The 26,729-nt window shown below is 67.5% G+C and carries 26 protein-coding genes; 16 read left to right on the top strand and 10 right to left on the bottom strand.

All coding sequences use genetic code 11. The features are described from left to right. Positions 1 to 33: 33 nt before the first annotated feature. On the bottom strand, positions 34 to 2,193 hold the full coding sequence (locus DIE02_RS00580; RefSeq protein ID WP_124486315.1) for a hypothetical protein: 2,160 nt from the start codon (positions 2,191 to 2,193) through the stop codon (positions 34 to 36). An 859-nt stretch (positions 2,194 to 3,052) separates the two neighbouring features. Between DIE02_RS00580 and DIE02_RS00575 the strand changes: the two genes are divergently transcribed. The 5 genes from DIE02_RS00575 to DIE02_RS00555 all read left to right on the top strand — a co-directional run bounded on the left by DIE02_RS00575 (position 3,053) and on the right by DIE02_RS00555 (position 6,926). Continuing rightward, complete coding sequence (locus DIE02_RS00575) at positions 3,053 to 4,174, top strand: sensor histidine kinase (RefSeq protein WP_124486248.1); 1,122 nt, start codon at positions 3,053 to 3,055, stop codon at positions 4,172 to 4,174. A 401-nt stretch (positions 4,175 to 4,575) separates the two neighbouring features. After that, positions 4,576 to 4,890 (top strand): Dabb family protein, encoded by a 315-nt coding sequence (locus tag DIE02_RS00570; RefSeq protein WP_121858954.1) that lies wholly within the window; start codon positions 4,576 to 4,578, stop codon positions 4,888 to 4,890. Next, the gene (locus DIE02_RS00565; protein ID WP_124486258.1) at positions 4,887 to 5,366 is read left to right on the top strand and encodes a PaaI family thioesterase; all 480 of its coding nucleotides are present in this window, start codon (positions 4,887 to 4,889) and stop codon (positions 5,364 to 5,366) included. The genes DIE02_RS00570 and DIE02_RS00565 overlap by 4 nt, the downstream gene beginning before the upstream one ends. A 125-nt stretch (positions 5,367 to 5,491) precedes the next feature. Then, positions 5,492 to 6,451, top strand: coding sequence for an alpha/beta hydrolase (locus tag DIE02_RS00560; RefSeq protein WP_044843656.1), 960 nt, complete (start codon positions 5,492 to 5,494; stop codon positions 6,449 to 6,451). A 34-nt stretch (positions 6,452 to 6,485) separates the two neighbouring features. Next, positions 6,486 to 6,926, top strand: a complete 441-nt coding sequence (locus tag DIE02_RS00555) for a GNAT family N-acetyltransferase (RefSeq protein ID WP_044843655.1) — start codon at positions 6,486 to 6,488, stop codon at positions 6,924 to 6,926. Between the two features lie 28 nt (positions 6,927 to 6,954). Here DIE02_RS00555 and DIE02_RS00550 read toward each other — a convergent pair whose 3' ends face one another. Both DIE02_RS00550 and DIE02_RS00545 read right to left on the bottom strand, forming a co-directional pair. Beyond that, positions 6,955 to 7,800 (bottom strand): NRDE family protein, encoded by an 846-nt coding sequence (locus DIE02_RS00550; protein ID WP_124486259.1) that lies wholly within the window; start codon positions 7,798 to 7,800, stop codon positions 6,955 to 6,957. Positions 7,801 to 7,876: 76 nt separating this feature from the next. Further along, positions 7,877 to 8,911: a folate-binding protein YgfZ gene (locus DIE02_RS00545; RefSeq protein ID WP_124486260.1), complete on the bottom strand. Its 1,035-nt coding sequence runs from the start codon at positions 8,909 to 8,911 to the stop codon at positions 7,877 to 7,879. A gap of 77 nt (positions 8,912 to 8,988) precedes the next feature. On the opposite strand from DIE02_RS00545, the gene mltG reads away from it, so the two are divergent. From mltG to DIE02_RS00500, 9 genes are all read left to right on the top strand, one after another. Next, positions 8,989 to 10,008, top strand: a complete 1,020-nt coding sequence (gene mltG / locus DIE02_RS00540; RefSeq protein WP_124486261.1) for an endolytic transglycosylase MltG — start codon at positions 8,989 to 8,991, stop codon at positions 10,006 to 10,008. Continuing rightward, on the top strand, positions 10,008 to 10,628 hold the full coding sequence (gene tmk / locus DIE02_RS00535) for a dTMP kinase (protein WP_044843651.1): 621 nt from the start codon (positions 10,008 to 10,010) through the stop codon (positions 10,626 to 10,628). Before mltG ends, tmk begins: the two co-directional genes overlap by 1 nt. 18 nt (positions 10,629 to 10,646) lie before the next feature. Next, the gene (locus DIE02_RS00530) at positions 10,647 to 11,675 is read left to right on the top strand and encodes a DNA polymerase III subunit delta' (protein ID WP_044843650.1); all 1,029 of its coding nucleotides are present in this window, start codon (positions 10,647 to 10,649) and stop codon (positions 11,673 to 11,675) included. Positions 11,676 to 11,754: 79 nt separating this feature from the next. Next, positions 11,755 to 12,534, top strand: coding sequence for a TatD family hydrolase (locus DIE02_RS00525; RefSeq protein WP_124486262.1), 780 nt, complete (start codon positions 11,755 to 11,757; stop codon positions 12,532 to 12,534). A gap of 43 nt (positions 12,535 to 12,577) precedes the next feature. Beyond that, positions 12,578 to 13,288, top strand: a complete 711-nt coding sequence (locus tag DIE02_RS00520) for an ankyrin repeat domain-containing protein (protein WP_124486263.1) — start codon at positions 12,578 to 12,580, stop codon at positions 13,286 to 13,288. Between the two features lie 119 nt (positions 13,289 to 13,407). Next, complete coding sequence (locus DIE02_RS00515; protein WP_044843647.1) at positions 13,408 to 13,764, top strand: Rap1a/Tai family immunity protein; 357 nt, start codon at positions 13,408 to 13,410, stop codon at positions 13,762 to 13,764. A gap of 94 nt (positions 13,765 to 13,858) precedes the next feature. Next, a complete protein-coding gene (locus tag DIE02_RS00510) occupies positions 13,859 to 15,031 on the top strand; it encodes a mechanosensitive ion channel family protein (protein WP_124486264.1) in 1,173 nt (390 codons plus the stop codon). A gap of 31 nt (positions 15,032 to 15,062) precedes the next feature. Then, positions 15,063 to 16,241 (top strand): AAA family ATPase, encoded by a 1,179-nt coding sequence (locus DIE02_RS00505; RefSeq protein WP_124486265.1) that lies wholly within the window; start codon positions 15,063 to 15,065, stop codon positions 16,239 to 16,241. A gap of 286 nt (positions 16,242 to 16,527) precedes the next feature. Continuing rightward, a complete protein-coding gene (locus tag DIE02_RS00500; protein WP_044843644.1) occupies positions 16,528 to 17,592 on the top strand; it encodes a glycosyltransferase family 4 protein in 1,065 nt (354 codons plus the stop codon). 99 nt (positions 17,593 to 17,691) lie between these two features. Here the strand turns inward: DIE02_RS00500 and DIE02_RS00495 are convergent, their stop codons facing one another. From DIE02_RS00495 to DIE02_RS00485, 3 genes are all read right to left on the bottom strand, one after another. Beyond that, entirely contained in the window at positions 17,692 to 18,279 is a 588-nt protein-coding gene (locus tag DIE02_RS00495; RefSeq protein WP_044843643.1) for a YSC84-related protein, read from the bottom strand. Positions 18,280 to 18,510: 231 nt separating this feature from the next. Then, positions 18,511 to 18,969: a membrane protein gene (locus tag DIE02_RS00490; protein ID WP_044843642.1), complete on the bottom strand. Its 459-nt coding sequence runs from the start codon at positions 18,967 to 18,969 to the stop codon at positions 18,511 to 18,513. A 320-nt stretch (positions 18,970 to 19,289) separates the two neighbouring features. Then, the gene (locus DIE02_RS00485; protein ID WP_044843641.1) at positions 19,290 to 19,580 is read right to left on the bottom strand and encodes a PsiF family protein; all 291 of its coding nucleotides are present in this window, start codon (positions 19,578 to 19,580) and stop codon (positions 19,290 to 19,292) included. Between the two features lie 263 nt (positions 19,581 to 19,843). Here DIE02_RS00485 and DIE02_RS00480 point away from each other — a divergent pair, with 263 nt between their 5' ends. Further along, the gene (locus tag DIE02_RS00480) at positions 19,844 to 20,866 is read left to right on the top strand and encodes an asparaginase (protein WP_124486266.1); all 1,023 of its coding nucleotides are present in this window, start codon (positions 19,844 to 19,846) and stop codon (positions 20,864 to 20,866) included. Positions 20,867 to 21,076: 210 nt separating this feature from the next. Here the strand turns inward: DIE02_RS00480 and lysM are convergent, their stop codons facing one another. The 4 genes from lysM to gcl form a co-directional block, all read right to left on the bottom strand. After that, on the bottom strand, positions 21,077 to 21,547 hold the full coding sequence (lysM, locus tag DIE02_RS00475) for a peptidoglycan-binding protein LysM (RefSeq protein ID WP_044843639.1): 471 nt from the start codon (positions 21,545 to 21,547) through the stop codon (positions 21,077 to 21,079). Between the two features lie 460 nt (positions 21,548 to 22,007). Further along, positions 22,008 to 22,901, bottom strand: a complete 894-nt coding sequence (locus DIE02_RS00470) for a 2-hydroxy-3-oxopropionate reductase (protein WP_124486267.1) — start codon at positions 22,899 to 22,901, stop codon at positions 22,008 to 22,010. Between the two features lie 39 nt (positions 22,902 to 22,940). Then, the gene (gene hyi, locus DIE02_RS00465) at positions 22,941 to 23,750 is read right to left on the bottom strand and encodes a hydroxypyruvate isomerase (protein ID WP_124486268.1); all 810 of its coding nucleotides are present in this window, start codon (positions 23,748 to 23,750) and stop codon (positions 22,941 to 22,943) included. 44 nt (positions 23,751 to 23,794) lie between these two features. Continuing rightward, positions 23,795 to 25,570, bottom strand: a complete 1,776-nt coding sequence (gene gcl, locus DIE02_RS00460; RefSeq protein WP_124486269.1) for a glyoxylate carboligase — start codon at positions 25,568 to 25,570, stop codon at positions 23,795 to 23,797. Positions 25,571 to 25,741: 171 nt separating this feature from the next. Between gcl and DIE02_RS00455 the strand changes: the two genes are divergently transcribed. Further along, on the top strand, positions 25,742 to 26,653 hold the full coding sequence (locus DIE02_RS00455) for a LysR family transcriptional regulator (RefSeq protein WP_044843635.1): 912 nt from the start codon (positions 25,742 to 25,744) through the stop codon (positions 26,651 to 26,653). Positions 26,654 to 26,729: the final 76 nt, after the last annotated feature.

Raw genomic sequence — 26,729 nt, 5'->3', positions numbered from 1 at the left:
CCCGTACGCGAATATGCGTGCGGGGCATTCGTTTCATTGGTGCATCGTCTGGCGAGCCGCGATGGCCGCCGTCTGCTGTGGCTGCACATCCTTCATCCGCTCCATCGCCTGCCACCAGTACTTGCCGGTCCGCAGTTGCGGATCACGAATCGCGAGATACGTCGTACTCCACAGCTGCGCCGCATTGGCCTCGGTCGCGTCCGCGCTGCGCGTGCCGAACGCGTCGGTCTGATACCGGCCGTTCACGTACGACCACGTCCACATCTCCGACGTGCGCATGTCGCGCCCGTTCGAGATCACTTGCCAGATCGTCTGCCGTGCCTGCGTCAGCAGCGCGCGCGTCGTGTCCGACAGATCCTGGCGCGCGAGTTGCCGATCGAGCCCGGCGACCCACATCGCCTGCTGCCACGACCAGATCACGGTGCCGTGATACGCGGAACTCGTGAACTTCGGCCACAGTTCCTGGCTCGCATACGCGGGATTCGCGATCACCATCCCGACATCGGTGACGAGCCCGGTCGGGAAGGGCCGCGTGACGTCGGCGACGATGCGCTGGAGTTCGTCGTCCGGCGGCGTGCCGAACAGCAGCGCGAAGCCGCCGTCGGAATTCATCACCGGAACCGGCGTGCCCTGCTGGTCGAGCGACAACGCGTAGAACGTGAGCGGCGCGCCCGGCGCGGTGCCGGCCGGTACGCCGGCCGACGGCGCATACGCCGACACGTCGGTCGTCGCCTGTGCGGCCGGCACGCTCACCTGGAACAGCGGTGGCGCTTGCTGTTCCCACGTGGCCGCTTCTGCCGCCGTGTTCGCGAGTGCCGCGCGTTGCCCGGCGTCCAGGTACGGATCGAGCAGGCCGCGCGTGAGGAACGCGTTCGCCGCGCGCAGCGCGGCCGGCACGAGCACCGCGTTCACGTCGTACGGATAGACGCCGCCGCCGAGCCCGTCGGTGCTGTCGCGCCAGTTGCCGACGATCTCGCCGGGCCGCAGGTGGATCAGGTTCGCAACTGACGGCTGCTGCGCGAACGGCTGCGCGGTCGCCGCGACGTGCAGCAGGTTGACGACGAGCCGGCTGCCATTGGTCTGACCGTCGCCGCCGCGTTGCGCGAGATAGGCGGCCGCGCGCGCCTGGCCGCGCGTGTCGTCGATCAGCCACGCCGCCGCGATCGGCGCGAGCAGGTAGTCGCTGTCGATCATCTTGTAGTCGTAGGTCGGCGTCGCATCGTTCGGCCGGCCGTGCTTCGCGTTGTCGACCAGTGCGAATTCGCCGATGCCTTCCTCGTGCGCGACCTTGCCGTCGTTCGACAGGCGGTTCAGTACCGACGTCAGGCCGGCCTCGATCGCCGCCGGTTCGAGCACCGGCATCAGCATGCGCACCGAAATCAGCGTGTCGCGGCCGAAATAGGTATCGTACTGCCACGAGCCGGCCAGCAGCTTGTCGTGGAAGCTCAGGAATTCGAGCACGTTCTGGCTGACCGGGTCCGGATTCGCGGACGGGGCGAGCAGGTCGGCGCGCGTGATCGGCGACATCGGCGTCTCACCCGACAGCGCGTCGACATGCAGCTTCAGCGTGCGCGTACCGGCCGCCGCGCGCAGCACCAGCTTGCCGTCCGCGGCCGTCGCGATGCTGCCGCCGTCACGCAGCGTGATGCGCAGTGCGTAGCCGGGGGCGCCGTCGAGCCGGTCGCGCTGCCATTGCGCGGCGCTGCCCTGGATCGTCGGGGCGGTGACGATCTCCGGCGGGATCGTTGCGCTGCCGTTGAAGTCGCGCAGGAAGCGCACGTTGCTGAGCACGCCCTGGCGGATCGTCAGCGTGTCGGTGTCGACCGACACGTCGGCGCCGATGCCGTACAGCGGGCGGCCGTGCGGGTCGGGTGCCGACAGTGCGGACGGTGGCGTGTCGAGGCTCCAGTTCACCGGCTGCGCAGTGTCGTCGAACCACAGCCCGGTGCCGCTGTTGCCGGCCGGAAACACGACAAGCAGGCGCGGCTTCGTCGACGAGCGCACCAGCAGATGGGCGGCGACCTTGTCCTGTCGGTAGAAAGCGTTGATCTGCCCGCCGGCGTCCATGCGGAACGACAGTGCAGCGCTGGAAGAGGGCGGCGTGTCGTTCGAATGGACGTCGTCGTCGTTGCAGGCGGCCAGCAGGCCGGCGCAGACGAATCCCAGACACAGCGATTTCGTGAAGCGATGCACGTTCATGACGACCCTCCTGACGACTGCGATTTTTTTATCGAAATGCCCGGATGAGCGGACGGCTCGATCCGCTTCGTTCTGCGTCGCAGGCATTCTGAAAATGCCCGGATTAATCGTGATGTGATGCTTGCGGGGCGAATTGAACCGTTTTTTAATCGGGGGGCGATAAAGGCTGAATATGGAAAACGATAGCCCACACCACCCGTTACGAAACGGGTGAAGTCGATGGAGAGCGCTTTCGGCAGGCGAAGGATGAGGCTCTGCCGGTGCTGGAAAAATCAGATGAAAGATGTTGTAGGGGATTCTAGATTTTCATGAAAGCCAAAGTCAATCAGATTCGATCAATTTCGATGTGTTTTATTTGATTTTCGTAATTATTACCCGGTGAGCCGGTAAAAGATGCAATTCCGTCGAAATGAATAATGAATCTGGATAACGACCGGTCGATTGATCCGAAATGGCGCTTCAAATCGAAGATTAATCGGCAATGCTGGAACGCATGGCGACTGCAGTGTCGTCCGTCATGACCGTTGTGCGAAGGGATCGGTGGCGGGCGCGGCAATGGCCGATTCGAAGAATCGCGAAGCACAGGTCGTGAAAGTTGCTTTGATGGCCAGGCGTAGCCGCGCCTTTGACGGGTAACCACGAAGTTCGCGTTACCACGAGTTGTTGCACATTAGCGGTTGCGGCTTCGCGCGCTGGCCCGTCTTGGGGCCGGGCAAATCACCATACGATAGAGGGCACCTGACGACGGCTTTGCGCGCGGCTTGCCATGTAAGCGTCTTCGATCGTTGGTATTCGCGTGATCTCGTGCGGTATCACAAGAGCATCCACCGTTCATTTCGTTATGTGGGGCGACATGCGACTAGCTGATTTCATCGTGCGGAACATGGAGTCGATCCTGGTGCAGTGGGAAGCGTTTGCCGCCACGCTGTTACCAGCCGCAAGGGGCATGGACTCGTTCGCGCTACGCGACCATTCACGGCAGATCCTCGAGGCCGTGGCCAAGGACATCGCCACCCCGCAAACGCGGGACGAGCAACACGAAAAATCGCTCGGGCGCGCGCCCGAGCCGATGAACGCCACGGAAACCGCCGCGCAGACGCATGCCGTGCTGCGCGCCCGAAGAGGTTTCGACATCAATCAGTTGGCGGCCGAGTATCGGGCGCTGCGTGCCAGTGTGCTGCGCCTGTGGATCGACGAGTGCCAGCCCGGGCTGCCTCACATGGACGACATGATTCGTTTCAATGAGGCGATCGATCAGGCGCTCGCGGAATCAGTCGCTTTCTTTACCGAGCAGGTCGAGCAGGCTCGCAACTTGTTGTTGGGCATGCTGGGTCACGACATGCGCACGCCGCTGCAGACCATTCAGATCACGGCGACTTATCTGGCGGCGCTCAATGCGGGAGAGGAAGTATCGGAGGCCGCGGCCCGGCTGATCAGAAGCGGGGGGCGCATGCAAGGCCTCCTTGACGATCTCTGCGATTTCAATCGAACCCAGCTCGGGCTGGGCATCAACGTTGTTCCGCGCAATGTCGATCTCGCACGTGTGCTCGCCAATGTGGTCGACGAACTGCGGGCGGCTCATCCGGATCGGGAAATCGAGGTCGACGTAAGCGGCGACCTCCGGGGGGACTGGGACGATCAGCGCATGCAGCAATTGCTGAGTAATTTGGTGAGCAACGCGATCAAGTATGGCGCGTCCAAAACGCCGGTACGGGTGACGGCGGTATCGGCTGACAAGGAAGTGCTCATCGAGGTTGGGAATAGAGGGCCGGCGATGGACCGACTCACGCTTGAGCGCATTTTCGACCCCCTTCAGCGCGGAGCCGACCAATCGGCAAGTGCGAGTGACGATGTCGGGTTGGGGCTCGGCTTGTACATCGCCAGCGAAATCGCCAAGGCACATCACGGCCGTATTGACGCGCGGTCCGATCCGACGGAAACAGTATTCGAGGTGCGCCTGCCAAGAGGCGCGTGAACCGTGGTTCGCGATGGCGGCCAGCCATGCGGGGCTTACAACCGGAATGCGGAGGGCGATTCGCCGATCGCGAGTACGATCCCCTTTCCGGCAATCCCGTATCGATACCGCCAGCGCTTCTAGCCAGATGGGTGCATCTCAAGATGCCGTCCATTCGCGCCGGTGAGTTTGGTACGCTTGTTGCCTGCTTTCGCTAGCGGATCGTGACATCCGCAAGTGGCACGGTGAAAAAGCGGGTATCGTGGTTGGCGTCTTGAACTCGTCCCGGCTTGGATACCCGCTTTTTTCCCGGCCGGGCGCGATTTCGACGAACGCGAGCGAACGATGAACGGGCTGTGTAACGCCCGGCTCACAAGGGTTCTGGGCGAACCGCCGAACCAACACGAACAGGAGCAACGGAAGTGATCAGACATATCGTCATGTGGAAGCTGAAGGAATCGGCCGAAGGCGGCACGCGCGCGCAGAACGCGCTGAAGCTGAAGGAAAAGCTCGAAGGCTGCCGCGACCTCGTGCCGGGCATCCTGCAACTCGACGTCGGCATCGCGACGCCGGGCCTCGAAGCGACGTCCGACGTCGTGCTCGTGTCCGATTTCACTGACCAGGCCGCGCTCGATGCGTATCAGGTGCACCCGGTTCACCAGGAAGTGAAGAAGTTCATCGTGGCGGTGGCCGAATCGCGCCAGTGCGTCGACTACCTGTCCGACAGCGCACGATGAGCGACGCGACATCCCCGACGGACGGCCCGTCGATCGAAAGCCCGTTCGTCGACCTGCTCGGCGTGCGGCTCGTGTCCGCGAAGGATGGTGCGAGCGAGATCGTGCTGCCGCTCGACGAGCGGCACATGAACACGTGGAGCATCGCGCACGGCGGCGTGACGATGACGCTGTCGGACATCGCGCTCGCGATGGCCGCGCGCAGCCTGACCGACGACGGCGTCGGCGTCGTCACGGTCGAGATGAAGGTGAACTTCATGCAGCCCGGGCGCGGCGAGTTGCGCGCATACGGACGCGTGATGCATCGTTCGACGACGATGGCGTATTGCGAAGGCGAAGTGCGCGACAGCGACGGCAACTTCGTCGCGAAGGCGCTCGGCACGTTCAAGTACATGCGGCGGCTCGCGGTGGGCCGCGACATCAAGCGGCAACGCACCCGCACCGCGCCGGATGCGCAGCCCGGCCCGAGCGACGCGTAAGCGCCCTCGACGAACGGCCCTGCCTTTTCACCGGCAGGGCCGTTTTGCGTGGCGGCCCGCAACCGCGCGGCGTGGCATCATGTGACGCTTGTCCGCTCACGGCGCCGCCCGCGCCGTCCTCACCGATGCCGCTGAATCCGAAGATTGCCCAGGTGCTCGACATGGTCGAGCGCGCGAAACGTCCGTCCTATCACCACCAGACGGCGCAGCAGGCGCGCGCCGCGTACGAGAAGAGCGCGCCGATCCTCGACGTCGCGCCGGCGCCGATGCATTCGGTCGAGGCCTGCGTCGTGCCGACGCGCGACGGCCGCTCGATCGGCGCGCGGCTGTACCTTCCGGTCGAGCCGAGCCTCGCCGAACCGCTGCCGGCGCTCGTCTATTACCACGGCGGCGGCTTCACGGTCGGCAGCGTCGATACGCACGACGCGCTGTGCCGGATGTTCGCGCGCGACGCGCAATGCGCGGTGCTGTCGGTCGACTACCGGCTTGCGCCCGAACACCGGTTCCCGACCGCGGTGAACGACGCCGACGACGCATTGCGCTGGCTGCATCGCGAGGCCGCCGCATTCGGCATCGATGCGACGCGGCTCGCGGTCGGCGGCGACAGCGCGGGCGGCACGCTCGCGACGGTCTGCGCGGTGCTCGCGCGCGACGCGGGTATCGGGCTTGCGCTGCAACTGCTGATCTATCCGGGCGTGACGGGTCACCAGGACACCGAATCCCACGGACGGCTCGCGAACGGCTACCTGCTGACGCAGGACACGATCCAGTGGTTCTTCACGCAATACTTGCGCGATCGGTCCGACCGCGACGACTGGCGCTTCGCGCCGCTCGACGGCACGCGCGACGCGCCGTCGTTCGCCGGTGTCGCGCCGGCCTGGATCGCGACGGCCGAATACGATCCGCTGAGCGACGAGGGCGCCGCGTACGCGGACAAGCTGCGCGCGGCCGGCAATACGGTTACGCTGGTCTGCTATCCGGGGATGATCCACGAGTTCTTCAAGATGGGCGGCTACGTGCCGGAGGTGCGGGCCGCGCATGCCGACGCGGTGGCGGCGCTCAGGGCCGCATTCGACGACGTTTGACGGCGGCGGCGCCCGGCGCCGCGCGGAGGAAGCGATGACCGACGGCTGGGTGGAAACGGGCGACTGGGCCGTGCTGGGTGGCGATGCCGCACGGATTCGCGATGCGGTGTTCGTGCGCGAGCAGCGGATTCCGCCGGAATGGGAACTGGACGACGAGGATCCGCTGTCGTTGCACGCGGTTGCCTACCGGGTCGATGCGGCGACCGGCGCACGCCGCGCGGTCGCGACGGGACGGTTGCTGCGCACCGGCACGATCGGCCGCGTCGCGGTGCTGGCCGACGCGCGCGGGCAGGGCGCCGGATCGGCCGTGCTGCATGCGTTGCTGGACGCGGCGCGGCATCGCGGCGAGCCGGTCGTGCGGCTTTACGCGCAGGATGCCGCGGTGTCGTTCTACGTGCGGCACGGCTTCGCGGCGATCGGCGAGCCGTTCGTCGAAATCGGCGTGCCGCACGTCGAGATGGCGCGCGCGCCGTAGCGCCGCCCGCGCCGCCCCCGCCGCTGGCTCAGCGCGGCGGCGTCGCGTCGATGTCGAACGTGAACGCGCGCTCGAAACTGCCCGGGCGAACGGTGCGGTGCGAGCCGTCGTCGTCGCAGCGTTCCTTGATGTCGACCGTCAAGCGCACGCCTTCCTTCATCGTCACGCGCAGCGCGGTCGTGCCGCGCGTGCCGTATTCGGGTGTCTCGATGAACGCGGCCGACAGCGCACGCTCGCGCTCGATCGGAATGCCGGTGTGCGGCAGCGCGTCGTCGTCCGCGACATGCGGATCGCGCATCAGCTCGATCAGCTCGTCGAGCGACGGGGCCGGGTTGTCGGTCAGCAGCGTGCCGAGTTCCGCGCGCTTGCGCACGACTTTGGGCCAGGGCGTATCGAGCCGGGCATTCGACAGCGCATGAACGCCGGCGCCGATCGCGACCGGCGCGGCGACGCGGGTTTCGCCTTCGGCCGCGCGGTTGCAGAACCACGCGAGCTCGCGCCGCTTCCAGTCGCCCACCAGCAGGTTGAAGCCGTTGTACACGGCCGCGTGCTCGGCCAGCTCGCCGAGATAGTCGAGCGGCGCGACGGACGGGCCGCGGAGGAAATCGGACACGAGCTTGCCGCGGGTCGGCGCGCCCGCGCGAATGTCGAACGGCGCGCGGTAATTGGTCAGCGCGGCGAAGCGGCCGTCGCGCGATACGCCGAGCCACGTGCCGCCCGCTTCGAGATCGCGGCCGGCCAGCACGCCCGGCACATCCTCCCACCACGAAAGCGGCGCACTCGTACGGCGAAAGAATTCATCGCGGTTGGCGGTCAGGGTAAAGACGGGACCGGCGGCGGCATCGGGCTGCCAGTCGAAGGCAATCAGACACATCGGGGGAATCTCTCGCAGGAAACATCGGGCGCCGGCTGCATCGTGCGAGCCGGCGTGCGACCGGGTTGTCAGTGCGTCACGCTTCCGTCGGCCACGCGTACGGCAGCGCGTCGAACGCGAGTGCCGGACCGTCGGCCGAACCGAGGTGCACGGTGCCGCTGTCGAGCGCGGCCAGCTTGATCTCGACCAGCGCGTCGACGCCGCCCGCGGGCGCGGCCGCCGCGTTGACGATCATCCCGCACGGCTGGCCCGGGTCGTCGCTGTGGAACAGCTCGACGCCGGCATGCACGGTGTCGGTCTCGCCGGCGACGTGCGCGAGCGCGGTACGGCGCTTGATCGTGCCGCGGTACTGGCTGCGCGCGACGATTTCCTGGCCCGGGTAGCACCCCTTCCTGAAGTTAACGGCGCCGATCACGTCGAAGTTGACCATTTGCGGCACGAACTGTTCGACGGCCGGCTGCGTGATGCGCGGCTCGCCCGCGCGCACGTCGAGCCAGTCCCATACGGCCGGCGACACGACCGGCAGCCTGCCGGCGAGCGCGGCGAGACGCGCGTCGACTTCCGCGCGCGGCCCGATCCACAGGTAGCGCTTGCGGCCGGCCGCGTCCGGGACGCGGATCAGCGCCCCGGCCGGGCCGTCGACCTTCACGTGCACGCCGTCCGGCAGCGCGTCGAAGATGCCCGACAGCGCTTCGCGCACGTCGCCCGCGAAGCCGACCACCGCGAGCGTGTCGCTCGCGTCCGTCAGTTTCGCCTTCGCGCGCAGCACGAACATCGACAGCCGTTTCTGCACGGCGGCCTGGACGTCCTTCGAGACCAGCAGGCGCACGCCGTGACCGGCGCGCCAGGCGAGGAACGACGCGAGCAGGCGGCCCTTCGGCGAGCAATAGCCGGACAGGCGCGCGCTCGCGGCATCGAGATGCTCGATGTCGTTGGTGAGCTGGGTGTGCAGGAACGTCGCGGCGTCGTCGCCGGCCACGTCGATCACGCCGAACTGCGCAAGCGGCATGCAGGCGCTCGGCGCGTCGAAATCGGCGGTGGACGGGCGGGGGAAAACGGGGAGCGAGACGGGTGCGGGCTGGGCAGCCGGTGAAGCGAATGGTGTGCTCATGGAATGAGGGAACAGTCAACCCTGACTTTGACGGAGGCGAGCAAGTATTATATGGGTCTTACCTGAGTCTCGTTTCCATGTCCCTACTGAAGAAATGCGCCGCGACGGTCGTGGCGCTGGCCGTCGTTGTGGCCGCTGCCGGCGCGGGCGGCGGGTATTACTGGGCGACCCGGCCGCTGCTGCTGGGCGCCGCAACGCTCGACGTCACGATCAAGCCGCGCAGCAGCGTGAAGAGCGTCGCGCTGCAGCTCAAGCACGGCGGCGTGCCGGTCGAGCCGTTCGGCTTCGTCGCGATGACGCGCCTGCTCGGGCTGTCGAGCCGGCTGAAGTCCGGCAACTACGAATTCAAGACCGGCATCACGCCGTACGACGTGCTGCAGAAGATCGCGCGCGGCGACGTGAACGAGTACGTCGCGACGGTGATCGAGGGCTGGACCTTCAAGCGGATGCGCGCGGAACTCGACGGCAATCCCGATCTCGCGCACGCGACGGCCGGCATGAGCGACGCCGAGCTGCTGCGCGCGATCGGCGCCCCCGACAACGCGATCCAGCGCGGCAGCGGCGAGGGACTGTTCTTCCCCGACACCTACCTGTTCGACAAGGGCACGAGCGACCTGAACATCTACCGGCGTGCCTACCAGCTGATGCAGACGCGCCTCGACGAAGCATGGGCCGCGCGCGCGCCGGGGCTGCCGTACAAGACGCCTTACGAAGCGCTGACCGTCGCGTCGATCGTCGAAAAGGAAACGGGCCATGCGGCCGATCGCGCGTTCGTCGCGGCGGTGTTCGCGAACCGGCTGCGCATCGGGATGCCGCTGCAGACCGATCCATCGGTGATCTACGGGCTCGGCGACGCGTACGACGGCCGCCTGCGCAAGCGCGACCTGCAGGCCGACACTCCTTACAATACCTATACGCGCCGCGGCCTGCCGCCGACACCGATCGCGCTGCCGGGCGTCGCCTCGCTGCAGGCGGCGATCAATCCGGCGCCGACGAGCGCGCTCTATTTCGTCGCGAAGGGCGATGGCACGAGCGTGTTCTCGGACACGCTCGGCGATCACAACAAGGCCGTGGACAAGTACATACGAGGTCAATAATGCCGAGCGGTAAATTCATCACCTTCGAAGGCATCGACGGGGCGGGGAAGACCACCCACCTGCAATGGTTCTGCGAACGCCTCCAGGCGAGGCTGGCCGCGAGCGGCCGGCAGGTCGTCGTCACCCGCGAGCCGGGCGGCACGCAGCTCGGTGAGAAGCTGCGCGAGATCCTGCTGAACCAGCCGATGGATCTCGAGACGGAGGCGCTACTGATGTTCGCCGCGCGTCGCGAGCACCTCGCGCTCGTGATCGAGCCGGCGCTCGCGCGCGGCGACTGGGTCGTGTCCGACCGCTTCACCGACGCGACCTTCGCCTACCAGGGCGGCGGCCGCGGGCTGCCGCGCGACAAGCTCGAGACGCTCGAGCGCTGGGTGCAGGGCGGTTTCCAGCCCGACCTGACGGTGCTGTTCGACGTCGCGCCGCAGGTGGCGAGCGAGCGCCGCGGCGCCGCGCGCATGCCCGACAAGTTCGAAAGCGAATCGGACGCGTTTTTCTCGCGTACCCGCGGCGAATACCTGCGGCGCGCGGAAGAGGCGCCGCACCGCTTCGCGATCGTTGACGCGACGCAGACGATTCCCGAGATCCGCCAGCAGCTCGAACGCGTGCTGGCCGCGCTGTAACACGAAGGAACGCACCACATGATCTATCCGTGGCAGACCGACGACTGGAACCGCTTGCAGCAACTGCGCGCGCAGTGGCCGCATGCGCTGCTGCTGCACGGCCAGGCCGGGATCGGCAAGCTGCAGTTCGCGCAGCATCTCGCGCAGGGCTTCCTGTGCGAGGCGCCGCAGCCGAACGGCGAGCCGTGCGGCACCTGCGCGGCCTGCACGTGGTTCGCGCAGGGCAACCATCCGGACTACCGGATCGTGCTGCCCGAGGCGCTCGCGGGCGAAGCGCCGGGCGCCGCCGACGACGCGAAGCCGGCCGACGCGGACGACGGCGGCAAGAAGACGCGCGCGCCGAGCAAGGAAATCAAGATCGAGCAGGTGCGTGCGCTGCTCGACTTCTGCGGGGTCGGTTCGCACCGCGGCGGCGCGCGCGTCGTCGTGCTGTATCCGGCCGAGGCGCTGAACGTCGCCGCGTCGAACGCGCTGCTGAAGACGCTGGAGGAGCCGCCGTCAGGCGTCGTGTTCCTGCTGGTGTCGGCGCGCATCGACCGGCTGCTGCCGACCATCATCAGCCGCTGCCGGCAGTGGCCGATGACCGTGCCGGCGCCCGACGCGGCCGCGGCGTGGCTCGCGGCGCAGGGCGTCGACGATGCGCGCGCGCTGCTCGCCGAAGCCGGCGGCGCGCCGCTCGCCGCGCTGGCGCTCGCGAGCGACGAGAACCGCCCGCTGCGCGATTTCACGCTCGGCCAGCTCGCCGCCGGCGCCGCGTGCGATCCGTTCGCGTGCGGCGAGACGCTGCAGAAGCTGCCGGTGCCGCTGGTGCTCGGCTGGCTGCAGCGCTGGCTGTACGATCTGCTCGCACAGCGGATGGCGGGCGCGCCGCGCTACTTCCCGATGCAGGCGGCCGCGCTCGCGCGTTGCGCGGAAGCCGTCGACGCGAATGCGTTCGCGCGCTTCATGAAGGCCGTGACGCGCCAGCGGACGGTCGAGAACCATCCGCTCAACGCCCGGCTCGTCTTCGAGGAACTGTTTCTCGGTTATCGGGAAATGTTCGCGTGAGCGCGTATTGTTTCCTTGAAGAGGGGAAACGGCTGCCGGCGAGCGCATGAGCGCCCGCCTTACGTATTCAGGAAACACGATGTTCGTCGATTCTCACTGCCACATCAATTTCAAGGGTCTCGCCGACCGCCTGCCGGCCGTGCTGGAGAACATGCGCGAGCACGACGTCACGCATGCGCTGTGCGTGTCGGTCGACTTCGAGACGCTGCCCGACGTGCTCGCGATCGCGCAGGCGCACGACAACGTGTACGCGTCGGTCGGCGTGCATCCGGATCACGAGGACGCACGCGAGCCGACGCTCGCGGAACTGATCGAGCTGGCCGCGCACCCGAAAGTCGTCGCGATCGGCGAGACGGGCCTCGACTACTACCGCCTCGAAGGCCGCTCGATCGCCGACATGGAATGGCAGCGCGAACGCTTTCGCACGCATATCCGCGCGGCGACCGCGACGATGAAGCCGCTGATCATCCATACGCGCTCGTCGTCGGAAGACACGCTGCGGATCATGGCCGAGGAACGCGCGGACGTGCCGGGCGGCGTGATGCACTGCTTCACCGAGCCTTGGCCCGTCGCCGAGCAGGCGCTCGCGCAGAACTTCCATATCTCGCTGTCGGGGATCGTCACGTTCAAGAACGCGACCGACGTGCAGGACGTCGCGCGGCGGGTGCCGCTCGAGCGGCTGCTGATCGAGACCGACTCGCCGTACCTCGCGCCGGTGCCGTATCGCGGCAAGCCGAATGAACCTGCGTACGTCAGCCATGTCGGACGCTTTATCGCATCCGAGCGCGGCATCCCCGTCGAGGCGCTGGCCGATGCGACGACCCAGAACTTTTTCCGGCTGTTCAAGATCGCCCGCTAACGACGCGCGCCCAGCCGACAACCCAGGGAAGGAGCCCACAACAATGACGAAGCCGACCACATACCTGCCCAAGCGCGCCCTCGTCGCCGCCGCGCTCGTCGCGAGCGGCCTGTTTGCCGCCGCCGGCGCGCATGCCGAGTCGCTCGACGCGGTCGTCAAGGCGGTCAAGTTCGACGACATCGCCGACATCGGCAAGCAGCTCAAGAGCGGCAAGCTCGATCCGAACACGATCGCGCCGAACGGCGACCCGCTGATCGTGATCGCCGCGCGCGAGAAGTCCGACAAGGTCGCCGCAGCGCTCGCCACGACGCCGAACATCGACCTCGAGAAGGAAGACAAGGCCGGCGAGAACGCGCTGATGCTCGCGTCGCTGAACGGCGACGTCGGGCTCGTCAAGCTGCTGATCGACAAGGGTGCGGAAGTCAGCAAGAAGGGCTGGGCGCCGCTGCACTACGCGGCCACCAACGGCCAGGACGAGGTCGTCAAGGTCCTGCTCGACCATGACGCGTATATCGACACCGCGTCGCCGAACGGCACGACGCCGCTGATGATGGCCGCGCGCGGCAACCACGCGTCGACGGTCAACCTGCTGCTCGACCAGGGCGCCGATCCGCAGGTGAAGAACCAGCTCGGCATCACCGCGCTCGAGTTCGCGCAGCACTACAAGGCGCCGGATGCGATCGACATCCTGAGCAAGCGGACGGTGCGCGTCGGTGCATCGGCGCCGGCAGATGCGCAAAAGAGTGCAAAATGACGGTTTCGGCGCGGTGGCGCAGCGCCCGGCCGGCCGGAATCCGGCCGGCAGCGGGCGTCCGGCCGCCGCGCCGGTCAGCGCAGCAAGCGGCCCGAGGCCGCATTGACATAAGGAACACCATGTTGCGGGCTATGTTTTGTGCCGCGGCGTTTGCCGTGCCGTTGTCGGCGGCGGCTTTCACGGGCGCGGATCTCGACCGGCTGTGCGCGAAGACGGACGTCAAGTCGCGGGCGTCGTGCGCGGCCTACATCGAAGGCGCCGCCGATGGCGTCTACAACACGATCGACGCGATCGGCGGCACCACCGGGCCGCGCGTCGGGCAGTATTTCTGCCTGCCGCCCGACATCCGGGCGCAGCAGATGACCGACGCGGTGCGCAAGTACATTGCGGAGAACCCGAAGCTGGCCGACTACAACGCGAGCACCGCGGTGTCGCTCGGTCTCGGCAAGGCATTCCCGTGCAAGGGCGGCAGTTGATCTGACACCGGGTCCGGGCGCGCGCTGCCCGGACGTCGCCGACGCATCCAGGACGAGGCCGCCGCGCCTCATAACCGAAGCATCCCGGGCGCCGATGATTTCAATCGAGGAACTGCAGCGCATCGCCGATGCGCCGTTGCATTCGTGGTCCGGCACGCTGATCGTGTCGGTCATGGTCGTGCTGGTCGTCGTGATCGTGCACCGTCTCGGCGCACGCATCGTCAAGCGCATCGCGCAGCCGTATCCGCTGATGAGCGTGATCCTGCGCTACATCGACAAACCTTCGCTCGTCACGCTCGCGCTGCTTGCGCTCGAATTCCTGTGGATCCAGACGGACGAAGGCATGTCGTTCGTGGGCGGGATGCGCGCCGCGGCCGCGGTCGGCTCCATCGTATCGCTGACCTGGCTGCTGGTGCGGCTCGCGGCCGGCGTCGGCGACGCGATCATCCAGGCCCATCCGATGGATGCGGCCGACAACCTCCACGCGCGGCGCGTCCACACGCAGGCCAAGGTGCTCGTGCGGACCGTCATGGTGCTGATCGTGATCATCGGCACGGGCGCCGCGCTGATGACGTTCCCGAACGTGCGCCAGGTCGGCGCGAGCCTGCTGGCGTCGGCCGGCGTCGCCGGCCTCGTCGCCGGTATCGCCGCGCGGCCGGTGCTCGGCAACCTGATCGCCGGGCTGCAGATCGCGCTCACGCAGCCGATCCGGCTCGACGACGTCGTCGTGATCCAGGGCGAGTGGGGCCGCATCGAGGAAATCACCGGCTCGTTCGTGTCGGTGCGGCTGTGGGACCAGCGCAGGCTGGTCGTCCCGTTGCAGTGGATCATCGAAAACCCGTTCACGAACTGGACGCGCCACAGCTCGGAGATCATCGGCACGGTCTACCTGTCGGTCGACTACCGCACGCCGCTCGCGCCGCTGCGCGAGGAACTCGCGCGGCTCGTCCATGCGGCGCCCGAGTGGGACGGCCGCGTGCAGGTGCTGCAGGTGACCGATGCCACCGAGCGCACGATGCAGTTGCGCGCGCTCGTCAGCGCGGCCGACTCGTCGGCGTGCTGGGATCTGCGTTGCCGCGTGCGCGAGGGCTTGATCGCGTACCTGCAGGCGCGTTTTCCGCAATGCCTGCCGCGCAGCCGGATGGAACTGTATCCGCACGATTCGGCGCCGGGCGAGCCGAGCCCCGAAAGGCCGCACGCGCGGCCGCCCGCCGCCAGCACGGCGGCCAACACCGCGGCCGATCCGAAGGCCGCCGAAGGCCGCTGAACGCGCGCCGGTACCTGCTGCCATCCCCTCCATGACCGCGCTGAAGACGCTTGCCATCGCCAACTACCGCTCGCTGCGCGAGCTGATCGTGCCGCTCGCGGCGCTCACCGTCGTCACCGGGCCGAACGGCAGCGGCAAGTCGAGCGTGTACCGCGCGCTGCGGCTGCTTGCCGACACCGCGCAGGGCCGCGTGATTCCGTCGCTCGCGCGCGAAGGCGGGCTGCCGTCGACGCTGTGGGCCGGCCCCGAGCGCTTTTCGCGCGCGATGCTGAGCGGCGACACGCCGGTGACCGGCACGGTGCGCAACGGACCGGTGAGCCTCAAGCTCGGTTTCGCCGGCGACGATTTCGGTTACGCGATCGATCTCGGCCTGCCGGTCAAGAACGATGCGTCGATGTTTCGTCTCGATCCGGTCGTGAAGCGCGAATGCATCTGGGGCGGCGCGCTGCTGCGGCCGTCGACGCTGCTGGTCGACCGCCAGGGCGCGCAGATTCGCGCGCGCAGCGGGTCGGGCGACTGGCACACGGTGCCGCAGCCGGTCGCGAGCTTCGACAGCATGATGACCGAGTTCGCCGATCCGGTCGGCGCGCCGGAGATGATCGCGGTGCGCGAGCGGATCCGCTCGTGGCGCTTCTACGATCATTTCCGGACCGATGCGCAGGCGCCGGCCCGGCAGTCGCAGATCGGCACCCACACGCCGGTGCTGGCGGACGACGGCGCCGACCTGGCCGCCGCGCTGCAGACGATCCGCGAAATCGGGGATGCCGCCGCGCTCGATGCCGCGATCGACGACGCGTTCCCCGGCGCATCGATCGACATCGACAATCCGGGCGGGCGCGGCCGCTTCGACGTGCTGATGTGCCAGCCGGGGCTGCTGCGGCCGCTGTCGGCGGCCGAGCTGTCGGACGGCACGCTGCGCTACCTGCTGCTCGCGGCCGCGCTGCTGACGCCGCGGCCGCCCGCACTGATGGTGCTGAACGAACCGGAAACGAGCCTCCACCCCGATCTGCTGCCGGCGCTCGGCCGCCTGATCGCGCAGGCTGCGCAGCGTTCGCAGGTGCTGGTCGTGTCGCATGCGGCGCGGCTCATCGCGACGCTCGAACGCGAGGCCGGCTGCGAGTCGCTGGTGCTCGACAAGCAGCTCGGCGCGACCGTGCTCGTCGATGCGGACACGCGCGACCTGCCGCCGTGGAAGTGGCCGTCGCGCTGACGGGCAAAGCGGTGCGCGCGCGGCCGCGTCGGCGGCATGCCACCGGCAGCCCGCCGTCGGGCCCGCGGCGCCGGTCCGGCCGCGCCGATGCAGGACCGGCGGCCGGCGGCGCGAATGTATCCTGTCTGTAACAACACCCATAAAATGAAAGCCCGGTGCTTCCGGGCATCGGGATCGCGAATAATAATGAGATATCCGGCCGGCGCGATGCCGGCCGTGTGCTGCACGGAGGGGATTGTGCGCCAGCCCCCGTGCCGGCCGACCGAGGACACAGGAGACGTGGACCATGAGAATTGCCCAGATCGCCCCGCTGACCGAATCCGTGCCGCCGAAGCTGTACGGCGGCACGGAGCGCGTCGTGTCCTACATCACCGAGGCGCTCGTCGACCTCGGCCATGACGTGACGCTGTTCGCCAGCGGCGATTCGACGACCCGGGCCAGGCTCGAACCGGTATGGCCGCGCGCGCTGCGGCTCGATGCGTCGATCCGCGACCGCGTCGCACCGCACATGCTGCTGATGGAGACGGTCGCGCGCCGCGCGAAGGACTTCGACGTGCTCCATTTCCACATGGACTACTACTCGTTTTCGGTCTTCAACCGGCAGGACACGCCGTTCGTGACGACGCTGCACGGCCGGCTCGACCTGCCCGAGCAGCAGCCGGTGTTCGACACGTTCAACACCGCGCCGGTGATCTCGATCTCGAATTCGCAGCGCCAGCCGCTGCCGCAGGCGAAATGGCAGACGACCGTGTACCACGGGCTGCCCGACACGCTGTACCTGCCGCAACCCGTCGAGCCGCGCTATCTCGCGTTCCTCGGCCGCATCTCGCCGGAGAAGCGGGTCGACACCGCGATCCGCATCGCGCACCAGTGCGGGCTGCCGATCAGGATCGCCGCGAAGATCGACGCGGCGGACCAGGAGTACTTCGAACGGGAGATCAAGCCGCTGTTCGCACTGCCGCACGTCGAATACATCGGCGAGATCGCCGACCACGAGAAGGCAGAATTCCTGTCGGGCGCGCATGCGCTGCTGTTTCCGATCGACTGGCCGGAGCCGTTCGGGCTGGTGATGATCGAGGCGATGTCGTGCGGCACGCCGGTGATCGCGTTCAATCGCGGCGCGGTGCCGGAGGTGGTGGACGAGGGCGTGTCGGGCTTCATCGTCGAGGACGAGATCAGCGCGGTGGCTGCCGTGAACCGGCTGCACCTGCTGCCGCGCGCACGCGTGCGGCGGCGCTTCGAGGAGCGCTTCACGTCGCGGCGGATGGCGCAGCAGTACGTCGACGTGTACCAGTCGCTGATTCGTGCGCAAAAGCGCTCGCGCTTCAAGGTGATCGATTCGACGACCTGACGCGCGGCGGGTGCGGATAAAAGAACGGCGATGTCCGCAAGGACATCGCCGTTTGCACATCGCCCGCGCGCGGTGCGCACGGACGAGGACGCCGCGGCGTCAGATCTTCAGCTTCGTGACCTTCGTGCCGTTGATCGACACGTCGCCCATCAGGCCGGCGTTGGTCAGCACGATGACCTGGACCGGCGCGGTAGCCGTGTTGGAGTCGACCGCGCCGTTCGCCCCCATCTTCACGAGCGCGACCGATGCGCCGGCGCCGGCAGCCCAGCCGTCCGAGCCGCGGAATTCGTCGAGCGCTTCCTGCGTCATGAACAGGAACACGATCGCCTTCGACTGCGCACCGGCCTGCAGGCCGACCGACAGCGACGACGTGTTGTAGTAGCCGACGGTGCTGCCGCCGACGCGCAGCGCGCCGTTGCCCGACTGGCCGCCGACGATGAAGCCGGCCTGCAGCACGTCCGGGAACACGAGCACGCCGCGCGACTTCGCGACGAGTTCACGCGAACCCTTGACCGTGGAATACATGCGCGACAGCGTGGCGTCGACGCTGGAATCGATCGCCTGACGCTTCGACGCGTTGGTCGCGGCGTTGTCGGGCTTGTCGGGGGTAGTGGTGCAACCGGTGAGCGCAAGGCTGCCGACGACGAGCGCAGCGGCGGCTTTCAGCACGAGGTTCCGTTTTTGCATCGTTCTTCTCCATCGGATGACGTTCGGAGTGAGTCTCGCTCACGGAGCGGATCACGTCGGCAGTTATATCACAACGGATTACAACCCCATTTCGTGCGCGCATGAAAAGGCGCCGAATCGGTTTGCGGTGTCGCGGCGCACCAACGGACGGACCGGCGCGCGCACGGCGATATGTCGCTACATCGCGCGACGGCCGGGGCGGGCGGGAACGGCGGGGCCGGCAGGTGCAGGTCAGTGCGTGACGGGCGGCGCCGGCGGGGTCGGCGGCTTGATCGGCGGGCGCCGCAACGCGCGGCGGATCAGCGCGATCACGACCCCGCACGCGAACAGGAACGCGGCCGGCACGACCCAGTAGCCGACGAACGCGTGCCACAGATAGCCGGCGAGCGTGTTGCGGCGCACGACGTATTCGTCGCGGGCCGCCTGCTGGCGTGCCGCGTTGGCGGCCAGCACGTCGGCCGGGCAGCCGGCCGCGCGCGCCGCGTCAGGATCGCCGTGGCACTTCGTGGCGGCGCCGGCCGCCTGCTGCGCATCGGTGAGCTGCCAGGTGGTCAGCGCGAGTTGCAGGTCGGCCTTGTTGTACGCCATTTCCTCGCGGATCTCGCGCACGGCGACGATCGCGACGGGCACGGCCCAGAACACGATCACGATCAGCCAGCGGCGGAACCAGCGGTGTTGTCTCCATGCCATCCATGCCTCCGTTTGACGCGGTGTGCGCGTCCGTCTCGAGGGCGGCCCGATGGCGCTTCTTGTACTTGGGTGGGCCGCGTTGCAGCCATCATAGAAGAAATCGCGGCGAATTGCCGCACCATGTGGCGGCATTTGTACGGCGTGCTGGGGAAGCGGGGCGGGCAGGCGGCGCAGCAGGTCGCGACGACGGCAGCGACGGTGCCGCCGGCCGGCGCGGCGACGCATTCGGCGTCATCGCGTGCGTCGATGCGCGTGCAACGAAAACAAAAATGCCGCGCCCGCCGAAGCGGTGCGCGGCATTCGCGCGGGAGCGCCGGAACTCAGGCGGCCGGCTGGCTGCTCAGGCAGCTCTTCATGAACGCCTTGCGGTCGTCGCCCTTCTTGTCGGCGGCCTGCGTGTTGCACGCCTTCATCTTTTCCTGCTGCGACATCTTCTTCGCGGGCTTGGCCGACAGGCAGTCCTTCATGAACGCCTTGCGTTCATCGCCCGTCTTGCCGGCGGCCTGCGTGTTACAGGCCTTCATCTTGTCCTGCTGGCTGTTCGCCGCGAAAGCGGGGGAAGCCAGCATGCCGCCGAGAAGCACTGCGGCTACGAGCGATTGGATTTTCATTTCGACACTCCCATGGGGTGAATTGCGTTTTATATCGACGCCGTCACGAAGCCCGGCGCAACGGGAACAGGGCCACATCACGCCGCGCGCTCCGATTATGGCAAATCAATGTGAAAACACCAAAACGGCATTCCTATAACGCGGCGGGCGACGTGGCCGTTGACGGCGTGCGTCCCGCGGCGATCGGGACTAACCATGATGCGCGGCGGCCGGCGGCGGCCGTATCTACCGGATGCCGGCCGCGAGCCATTACAATCGCGGCCATGAATACTCCGAACTCCGTATCCCCTTCGTCCGCGCCGGCCCTGCCGCGCATCGCCGTACTTGCCACCGGCGGCACGATCGCCGGCGCCGCGCCCGACGCCGCCAGCACGGCCGGCTATCAGGCCGGCGCGCTCGGCGTCAATTTCCTGCTCGACGCGGTGCCGGCGCTCGCGTCGGTCGCACGCATCGATGCCGAGCAGGTCGCCAGCATCGACAGCAAGGATCTCGCGCTGCCGCTGTGGAATACGCTCGCCGCGCGCATCGACGTGCTGATGGCCGATCCGGCGATCGACGGCATCGTGATCACCCACGGCACCGACACGCTCGAGGAAACCGCCTACGCGCTGCATCTGGTCGTGACCGGCGACAAGCCGGTCGTGCTGACGGCCGCGATGCGGCCGGCCACCGCGCTGTCGTCCGACGGCCCGCTGAACCTGCTGAACGCGGTGACCGTCGCCGCTCACCCGGCCGCGCGCGGCCAGGGCGTGCTCGTCGCATTCAACAACCGGATCCACGGCGCGCGCGACGTCGTGAAGACGAGCACCTACGCGGTCGATGCGTTCCAGTCGCCGGAACTGGGCGCGCTCGGCTGGGTGCAGGACGGCCGCGTCGAATTCGCGCGCCGCGTGACGCGCGTGCGCGATGCGCGACTGGCGATCGCCGCGGCGTGGCCGCCGGTCGAAGTCGTCGCGAGCTATGCGGGCGTGACGCGCACGGCCGTCGATGCGCTCGTCGCGGCCGGCGTGCGCGGCCTCGTCGTCGCGGGCACCGGCAACGGGTCGATCCATGCGACGCTGCAGGCGGCGCTCGCCGATGCGGTGAAGGCGGGCGTCGCCGTGGTGCGTGCGTCGCGCGTTGGCTCGGGGCACGTGATGCGCAACGGCGCCGCGAACGACGACGCGCTCGGTTTCGTGAGCGCCGGGTCGCTGAGCCCGTTCAAGGCACGCGTGCTGCTAATGCTCGCGCTCGCGAACGGGATTCACGAGCGCGACGCGCTGCAACGCGCATTCGACACGCTGTGACCGCTGGCCGCCGATCGGGCGGCGCGCGGCGTGGATGAAAAAACAGCGCCTCGTGAACGGTTTGCGCAGCAGATTCGACTGCTCGCCCGCGGCGAGCCTGCAACCCTGATGCCAAAAAGACGAAACCCCACGCTCCGAAAAACGTGGGGTTCGTCAGCAGTCCGGGCAGGCCATTGGCCTGCCTTTTTTGCGTCAGTGCCGCGCGAATGCTCAGGACTGCGGCGGAATCACGAGCTTCTGGCCCGGATAGATCCGGTCCGGGCTCGACAGCATCGGCTTGTTCGCCTCGAAGATCGCCGGGTACTTGTTCGCGTCGCCGTACACTTCCTTGGCGATCGCCGACAGCGTGTCGCCCGGCTTCACGTCGTGGTACTGAACTTCCTGATCGTCCGGCTGCAGGTCGTCGTCGTTGACGCCCGCGACGCCTTGCACGTTGCCGGCCGCGACCTTGACCTTCGCCTTCGTGTCGAGATCGGCGACGCTGCCCGACAGCGTGACGGTGCGCGACGCGCCGTCGAACGCGACGCTCAGGTTCGACGTGTCGAGACCTTGCGTGCCGATGTAGTTCTTGATCGCGTCGGCCGCGGTCTGGTTCGCGGCATTCGGATCTTCCGCTGCTTGCGCATCGGCGTGACCCAGCAGTTTTTCACCCGCCTCTTTGATAAACGAAAGAAGACCCATCGCTGCACTCCCTAGGTGGTTGAAAAGAAAACGCGCCGTGAAGTGGCGAAAAAAACACCGCGCTGGGCGCGCTCACCGGAGCGAGCGCCAAGCGCGGCGGTTTTCTCGAAAGGCGTGGCGAAAGTGTAGGCGTTCAACGCGACGATTGCATGAAAAATCGCACGCGTGAACGTAAAGAAATGTAATACGCGAAATCCGACAGGCGGACACCCGACGACGACGTCTGACCGACCAAGGCTTCCCCGGCGCCGCCGGGTGCCGCTGCGGACCCCACCACGCCGCTCTCAGCCCAGAGCGGCGTTTTTCGCCCCGTCGCGCACGCGTTTCGGCGATACGCGGCGGGGCGCCCCACCGTGATGCGCGCATCGTCGCGCATCGATGCGACCGGCCGTGACCGGATCGCTTGTATTCGTCGCGCGCGTTCCGCCGTTGCAGCGAAACGCGCGTCGTTGCGTCCGCGTTACGCGGCCGGCGTCTGGCCGATCTCGAAGTTCGACATGATCTCGAGCGCACGCACGAGTGCCGAGTGATCCCATGCCTTGCCGCCGTGCGAGGCGCACACGCTGAACAGCTGCTGCGCGCTCGCCGTGTGCGGCAGCGCGAGGCCGAGCTTGCGCGCGCCGTCGAGCGCGAGGTTCAGGTCCTTCTGGTGCAGCTCGATGCGAAAGCCCGGATCGAACGTGCGCTTGGTCATGCGGGCGCCGTGCACTTCGAGGATGCGCGAGGCGGCGAAGCCGCCCATCAGCGCCTGGCGCACGCGCTCCGGATCGGCGCCCGAGCGTGCGGCGAACAGCAGCGCTTCGCCGACCGCCTCGATGTTCAGCGCGACGATGATCTGGTTCGCGACCTTGCAGGTCTGGCCCGCGCCGTTCTCGCCGACGAGCGTGATGTTCTTGCCCATCTTCTCGAACAGCGGCTTCGCGCGCTCGAACGCCTTCTCCGGGCCGCCGACCATGATCGTCAGCGTCGCTTCGCGCGCGCCGACTTCGCCGCCGGACACCGGCGCGTCGAGGTAGTCGCAGCCGAGCGCGTTGATCTGCTTCGCGAATTCCTGCGTGTCGAGCGGCGAGATCGAGCTCATGTCGATCACGAGCTTGCCGGCGCTCAGGCCCTTCGCGACGCCGTCGTCGGCGAACAGCACGTTACGCACGTCGGGCGTGTCCGGCACCATCGAGATGATGATGTCGGCGTGCTGCGCGACTTCGGTCGAGTTCGCGACGACCTTCGCGCTCGCGCGCAGGTCGTCGGGAATCGGGAATGCACCGTTCACGACGAGCTGATGATCGCCCTTGAGCAGGTTGCGCGCCATGTGCGCGCCCATGATGCCGAGGCCGATGAAACCGATGGTTGCCATGTGAAAGTCTCCTATAGGGGCGAAAGGGAAGAGCGGATCTCAGGCGGCGCGACGCGCCGAGCCCGGTGCGCAGCCGGCGATGCTTTGCAGCCAGCCGAGCCCTTCCGTCGTGGTGGTGCGGGGCTTGTATTCGCAGCCGACGTAGCCGGCATAGCCGAGCCGGTCGAGCAGCGCGAACAGGAACGCGTAGTTGATCTCGCCCGTGCCCGGCTCGTTGCGGCCCGGATTGTCCGCGAGCTGGACGTGGCCGATCGAGGCGAGGTTGCGTTCGATCGTCGCGGCCAGTTCGCCTTCCATGCGCTGCATGTGATAGATGTCGTACTGCAGGAACAGGTTGTCCGAGCCGACCGCGCGGATCACGTCGAGCCCTTCGGACGAGCGGTTCAGCGCGAAGCCCGGGATGTCGAAGCCGTTGCACGGCTCGACCAGCAGGCGGATGCCTTCGCGCTTCAGCGCATCGGCGGCGAAGCGCAGGTTGTCGACGATCGTGACGAAGGTCTTGTCGCGCGCGGTGCTCGCCGACGGGATGCCGACGAGGCAGTTCAGTTGCGGCACCTTGAGCGCCTTCGCGTACTCGATCGCACGGCCGACACCTTCCTGGAACTCGCCGACACGATCGGGCAGGCACGCGATGCCGCGCTCGCCCTGGTCCCAGTTGCCGGCCGGCAGGTTGTGCAGCACGAGGCGCAGGCGGTGCGTCTCGAGCCGCTCGGCGAGTTCCTCTTTCGCGTACGGGTACGGGAACAGGAACTCGACGGCGTCGAAGCCCGCGTCCGCGGCCGCCTTGAAGCGGTCGAGGAACGGCACTTCGTTGAACAGCATGGTCAGGTTTGCAGCAAACTTCGGCATGAGCTAAGCCTCTTCGGTCGGTCAGTCAAAAAATGGCGTGCGGATCAGTCGAGCATCGAGATCGCGGTCGGCGCGTGCTCGGCCTTCTCGGCGAGTTCCTCGAATTCGTTGATCGCGTCGATTTCGGTGCCCATCGAGATGTTCGTCACGCGCTCGAGGATTACTTCGACGACGACCGGCACGCTGAATTCTTCCGCGAGCGTTTGCGCCTGGCGCAGCGCCGGCTCGATCTCTTCCGGCTTGAACACGCGCAGCGCCTTGCAGCCGAGGCCTTCGGCCACCGCCACGTGATCGACGCCATAGCCGTTCAGCTCCGGTGCGTTGACGTTGTCGAACGCGAGCTGCACGCAGTAGTCCATGTCGAACGCGCGCTGGGCCTGGCGGATCAGGCCGAGGTACGAGTTGTTCACGACGACGTGCACGTACGGCAGCTTGAATTGCGCGCCGGCGGCCAGTTCCTCGATCATGAACTGGAAGTCGTAGTCGCCGGACAGCGCGACGATCGGACGGCGCGGGTCGGCCGCACGCACGCCGAGCGCGGCGGGGATCGTCCAGCCGAGCGGGCCGGCCTGGCCGCAGTTGATCCAGTTGCGTGCCTTGAACACGTGCAGGAACTGCGCGGCGGCGATCTGCGACAGGCCGATCGTGCTGACGTAGCAGGTATCGCGGCCGAACACCTTGTTCATCTCTTCGTACACGCGCTGCGGCTTGACCGGCACGTTGTCGAAATGGGTCTTGCGCTGCAGCGTGCGCTTGCGTTCCTGGCACTCGGACACCCACGCGCTGCGGTCCTTCAGCTTGCCGGCGGCCTTCCATTCCTGCGCGACCGCGACGAACAGCTCGAGTGCGGCCTTCGCGTCGGACACGATGCCGAGATCCGGGCCGAACACGCGGCCGATCTGCGTCGGTTCGATGTCGACGTGCACGAACTTGCGGCCCTTCGTGTAGACCTCGACGCTGCCCGTGTGGCGGTTCGCCCAGCGGTTGCCGATGCCGAGCACGAAGTCGGACGCGAGCATCGTCGCGTTGCCGTAGCGATGCGACGTCTGCAGGCCGACCATGCCGGCCATCAGCGGGTGGTCGTCCGGAATCGCGCCCCACGACATCAGCGTCGGGATCACCGGCACGCCGATCGTTTCGGCGAATTGCACGAGCAGGTCTTCGGCCGCTGCGTTGAGCACGCCGCCGCCCGACACGATCAGCGGCTTGTCCGCTTCGTTGAGCATCGCGAGCGCCTTCTCGATCTGCGCGCGGGTCGCCGCGGGCTTGTAGACCGGCAGCGGTTCGTACGTGTCGATGTCGAACTCGATTTCGGCGAGCTGCACGTCGATCGGCAGGTCGACCAGCACCGGGCCCGGACGGCCCGAGCGCATCAGGTGGAACGCCTGCTGGAACACGCGCGGCACGAGCGCCGGCTCGCGCACGGTGACGGCCCACTTGGTGACGGGCTTCGCAATCGACTCGATGTCGACGGCCTGGAAGTCTTCCTTGTACAGGCGCGCACGCGGTGCCTGGCCCGTGATCGCGAGGATCGGAATCGAGTCGGCCGATGCCGAGTAGAGGCCGGTGATCATGTCGGTGCCGGCGGGGCCCGACGTGCCGATGCACACGCCGATGTTGCCCGGTGCGGCACGCGTGAAGCCTTCGGCCATGTGCGACGCGCCTTCGACGTGGCGCGCCAGCACGTGGCTGATGCCGCCCGACTTGCGCATCGCGGAATAGAACGGGTTGATTGCTGCGCCCGGCACGCCGAACGCGGTCTGGATGCCTTCCTTCTCGAGCACGAGTACGGCTGCGTCGACGGCTCTCATCTTGGCCATGAATGTCTCCTTGGATAGTTGGATCTTGCGAATCGGTCTGTTGGGAACACTTTAGGGACGCAAGAAAGGTTTGATAAGATCAGCCGAAGTCGCTTATTTCGAAACTAAAAGTATGGAATGACGGCCGGACGGGGCTTCCCGCCGGTGTCGGAGCCGGGACGGAGACGGGTAATGGATCGTTTCAAGCAGATCGAGACGTTCGTGCGGGTCGCGGACGCGGGCAGCCTCGCAGCGGCCGCGCTCGAGGAGGGCGTGTCGCCGGTGGTGCTCGGGCGGCGCATCGACGCGCTCGAGAAGCGCCTCGGCGTGAAGCTGATGTATCGCTCGACGCGCCGGCTGGTGGTCAGCGAGGAGGGCGCCGCGTTCCTCGAGCGCTGCCGCGGGCTGCTGTCCGAATGGGACCAGGCCGAGAACGAGCTGGCCGCCGGCCGGCGCGCGGTCAGCGGGCACCTGATCGTGTCCGCGCCGGCCGCGTTCGGCCGCAAGCACGTCGCGCCGCACGCACCCGGTTTCCTCGTCGACAAGCCGGAAATGCAGCTGTCGTTCAACCTGACCGACCGCGTCGTGGATCTCGTGCGCGAAGGCTACGACCTGTCGATCCGGATCGGCGGCTCGGTCGATCCGAACTTCGTCGCGGTGAAGCTCGCGTCGAACCGGCGCGTCGTGTGCGGCACGCCCGCGTATTTCCGCAAGCACGGCCGGCCGAAGTCGCTCGACGACCTGCTGAAGCACAACTGTCTCGCGTTCAACCTGCAGGGCGGCCAGAACCGCGGCTGGTATTTCCAGCGCCACGGCAAGATCGTGACGATGCGGGTGGCCGGCAATCTCGACTGCAACGACGGCGAGCTGCTGCATCGCTGGGTCGCGGAAAGCCTGGGGCTCGGCTGGCGCTCGACCTGGGAAATCGCCGCGCAGCTCGAAACGGGCGAACTCGAAACCGTGCTCGACGAATTCGCGCTGCCGGACTACGACATCCTCGCGGTCTATCCGCAGCAGCGCTACGTGCCCGCGCGCGTGCGCTACTTCATCGACTACCTGCGCGAAGCGTATGCGCGCCCCGGCTACTGGAACAGCACGCCGTAACGGGCGCGGCGGTTTCCGGCATTTTTTTGCGCATCATCGGCTTCGTGCGGGAATAAACTCGACGCAGCGGCGGTAA

Origin of the sequence: Burkholderia sp. Bp8991, assembly GCF_003853795.1 — a bacterium.
In the GTDB taxonomy this organism is placed as follows: domain Bacteria; phylum Pseudomonadota; class Gammaproteobacteria; order Burkholderiales; family Burkholderiaceae; genus Burkholderia.
Note: the sequence above shows the minus strand (reverse complement) of the source record. Positions and strands in the feature narration are given on the sequence as shown.

Coding starts and splice junctions, on each gene's coding strand:
- DIE02_RS00470 (WP_124486267.1), bottom strand. CDS start 22,901: ATGGCAACCATCGGTTTCATCGGCCTCGGCATCATGGGCGCGCACATG.
- DIE02_RS00565 (WP_124486258.1), top strand. CDS start 4,887: ATGAGCGACGCGACATCCCCGACGGACGGCCCGTCGATCGAAAGCCCG.
- DIE02_RS00545 (WP_124486260.1), bottom strand. CDS start 8,911: ATGAGCACACCATTCGCTTCACCGGCTGCCCAGCCCGCACCCGTCTCG.
- DIE02_RS00480 (WP_124486266.1), top strand. CDS start 19,844: ATGAATACTCCGAACTCCGTATCCCCTTCGTCCGCGCCGGCCCTGCCG.
- DIE02_RS00555 (WP_044843655.1), top strand. CDS start 6,486: ATGACCGACGGCTGGGTGGAAACGGGCGACTGGGCCGTGCTGGGTGGC.
- DIE02_RS00550 (WP_124486259.1), bottom strand. CDS start 7,800: ATGTGTCTGATTGCCTTCGACTGGCAGCCCGATGCCGCCGCCGGTCCC.
- DIE02_RS00525 (WP_124486262.1), top strand. CDS start 11,755: ATGTTCGTCGATTCTCACTGCCACATCAATTTCAAGGGTCTCGCCGAC.
- DIE02_RS00530 (WP_044843650.1), top strand. CDS start 10,647: ATGATCTATCCGTGGCAGACCGACGACTGGAACCGCTTGCAGCAACTG.
- DIE02_RS00455 (WP_044843635.1), top strand. CDS start 25,742: ATGGATCGTTTCAAGCAGATCGAGACGTTCGTGCGGGTCGCGGACGCG.
- lysM (WP_044843639.1), bottom strand. CDS start 21,547: ATGGGTCTTCTTTCGTTTATCAAAGAGGCGGGTGAAAAACTGCTGGGT.
- DIE02_RS00515 (WP_044843647.1), top strand. CDS start 13,408: ATGTTGCGGGCTATGTTTTGTGCCGCGGCGTTTGCCGTGCCGTTGTCG.
- DIE02_RS00520 (WP_124486263.1), top strand. CDS start 12,578: ATGACGAAGCCGACCACATACCTGCCCAAGCGCGCCCTCGTCGCCGCC.
- DIE02_RS00575 (WP_124486248.1), top strand. CDS start 3,053: ATGCGACTAGCTGATTTCATCGTGCGGAACATGGAGTCGATCCTGGTG.
- DIE02_RS00505 (WP_124486265.1), top strand. CDS start 15,063: ATGACCGCGCTGAAGACGCTTGCCATCGCCAACTACCGCTCGCTGCGC.
- DIE02_RS00560 (WP_044843656.1), top strand. CDS start 5,492: ATGCCGCTGAATCCGAAGATTGCCCAGGTGCTCGACATGGTCGAGCGC.
- DIE02_RS00510 (WP_124486264.1), top strand. CDS start 13,859: ATGATTTCAATCGAGGAACTGCAGCGCATCGCCGATGCGCCGTTGCAT.
- hyi (WP_124486268.1), bottom strand. CDS start 23,750: ATGCCGAAGTTTGCTGCAAACCTGACCATGCTGTTCAACGAAGTGCCG.
- DIE02_RS00485 (WP_044843641.1), bottom strand. CDS start 19,580: ATGAAAATCCAATCGCTCGTAGCCGCAGTGCTTCTCGGCGGCATGCTG.
- tmk (WP_044843651.1), top strand. CDS start 10,008: ATGCCGAGCGGTAAATTCATCACCTTCGAAGGCATCGACGGGGCGGGG.
- gcl (WP_124486269.1), bottom strand. CDS start 25,570: ATGGCCAAGATGAGAGCCGTCGACGCAGCCGTACTCGTGCTCGAGAAG.
- DIE02_RS00490 (WP_044843642.1), bottom strand. CDS start 18,969: ATGGCATGGAGACAACACCGCTGGTTCCGCCGCTGGCTGATCGTGATC.
- mltG (WP_124486261.1), top strand. CDS start 8,989: ATGTCCCTACTGAAGAAATGCGCCGCGACGGTCGTGGCGCTGGCCGTC.
- DIE02_RS00495 (WP_044843643.1), bottom strand. CDS start 18,279: ATGCAAAAACGGAACCTCGTGCTGAAAGCCGCCGCTGCGCTCGTCGTC.
- DIE02_RS00500 (WP_044843644.1), top strand. CDS start 16,528: ATGAGAATTGCCCAGATCGCCCCGCTGACCGAATCCGTGCCGCCGAAG.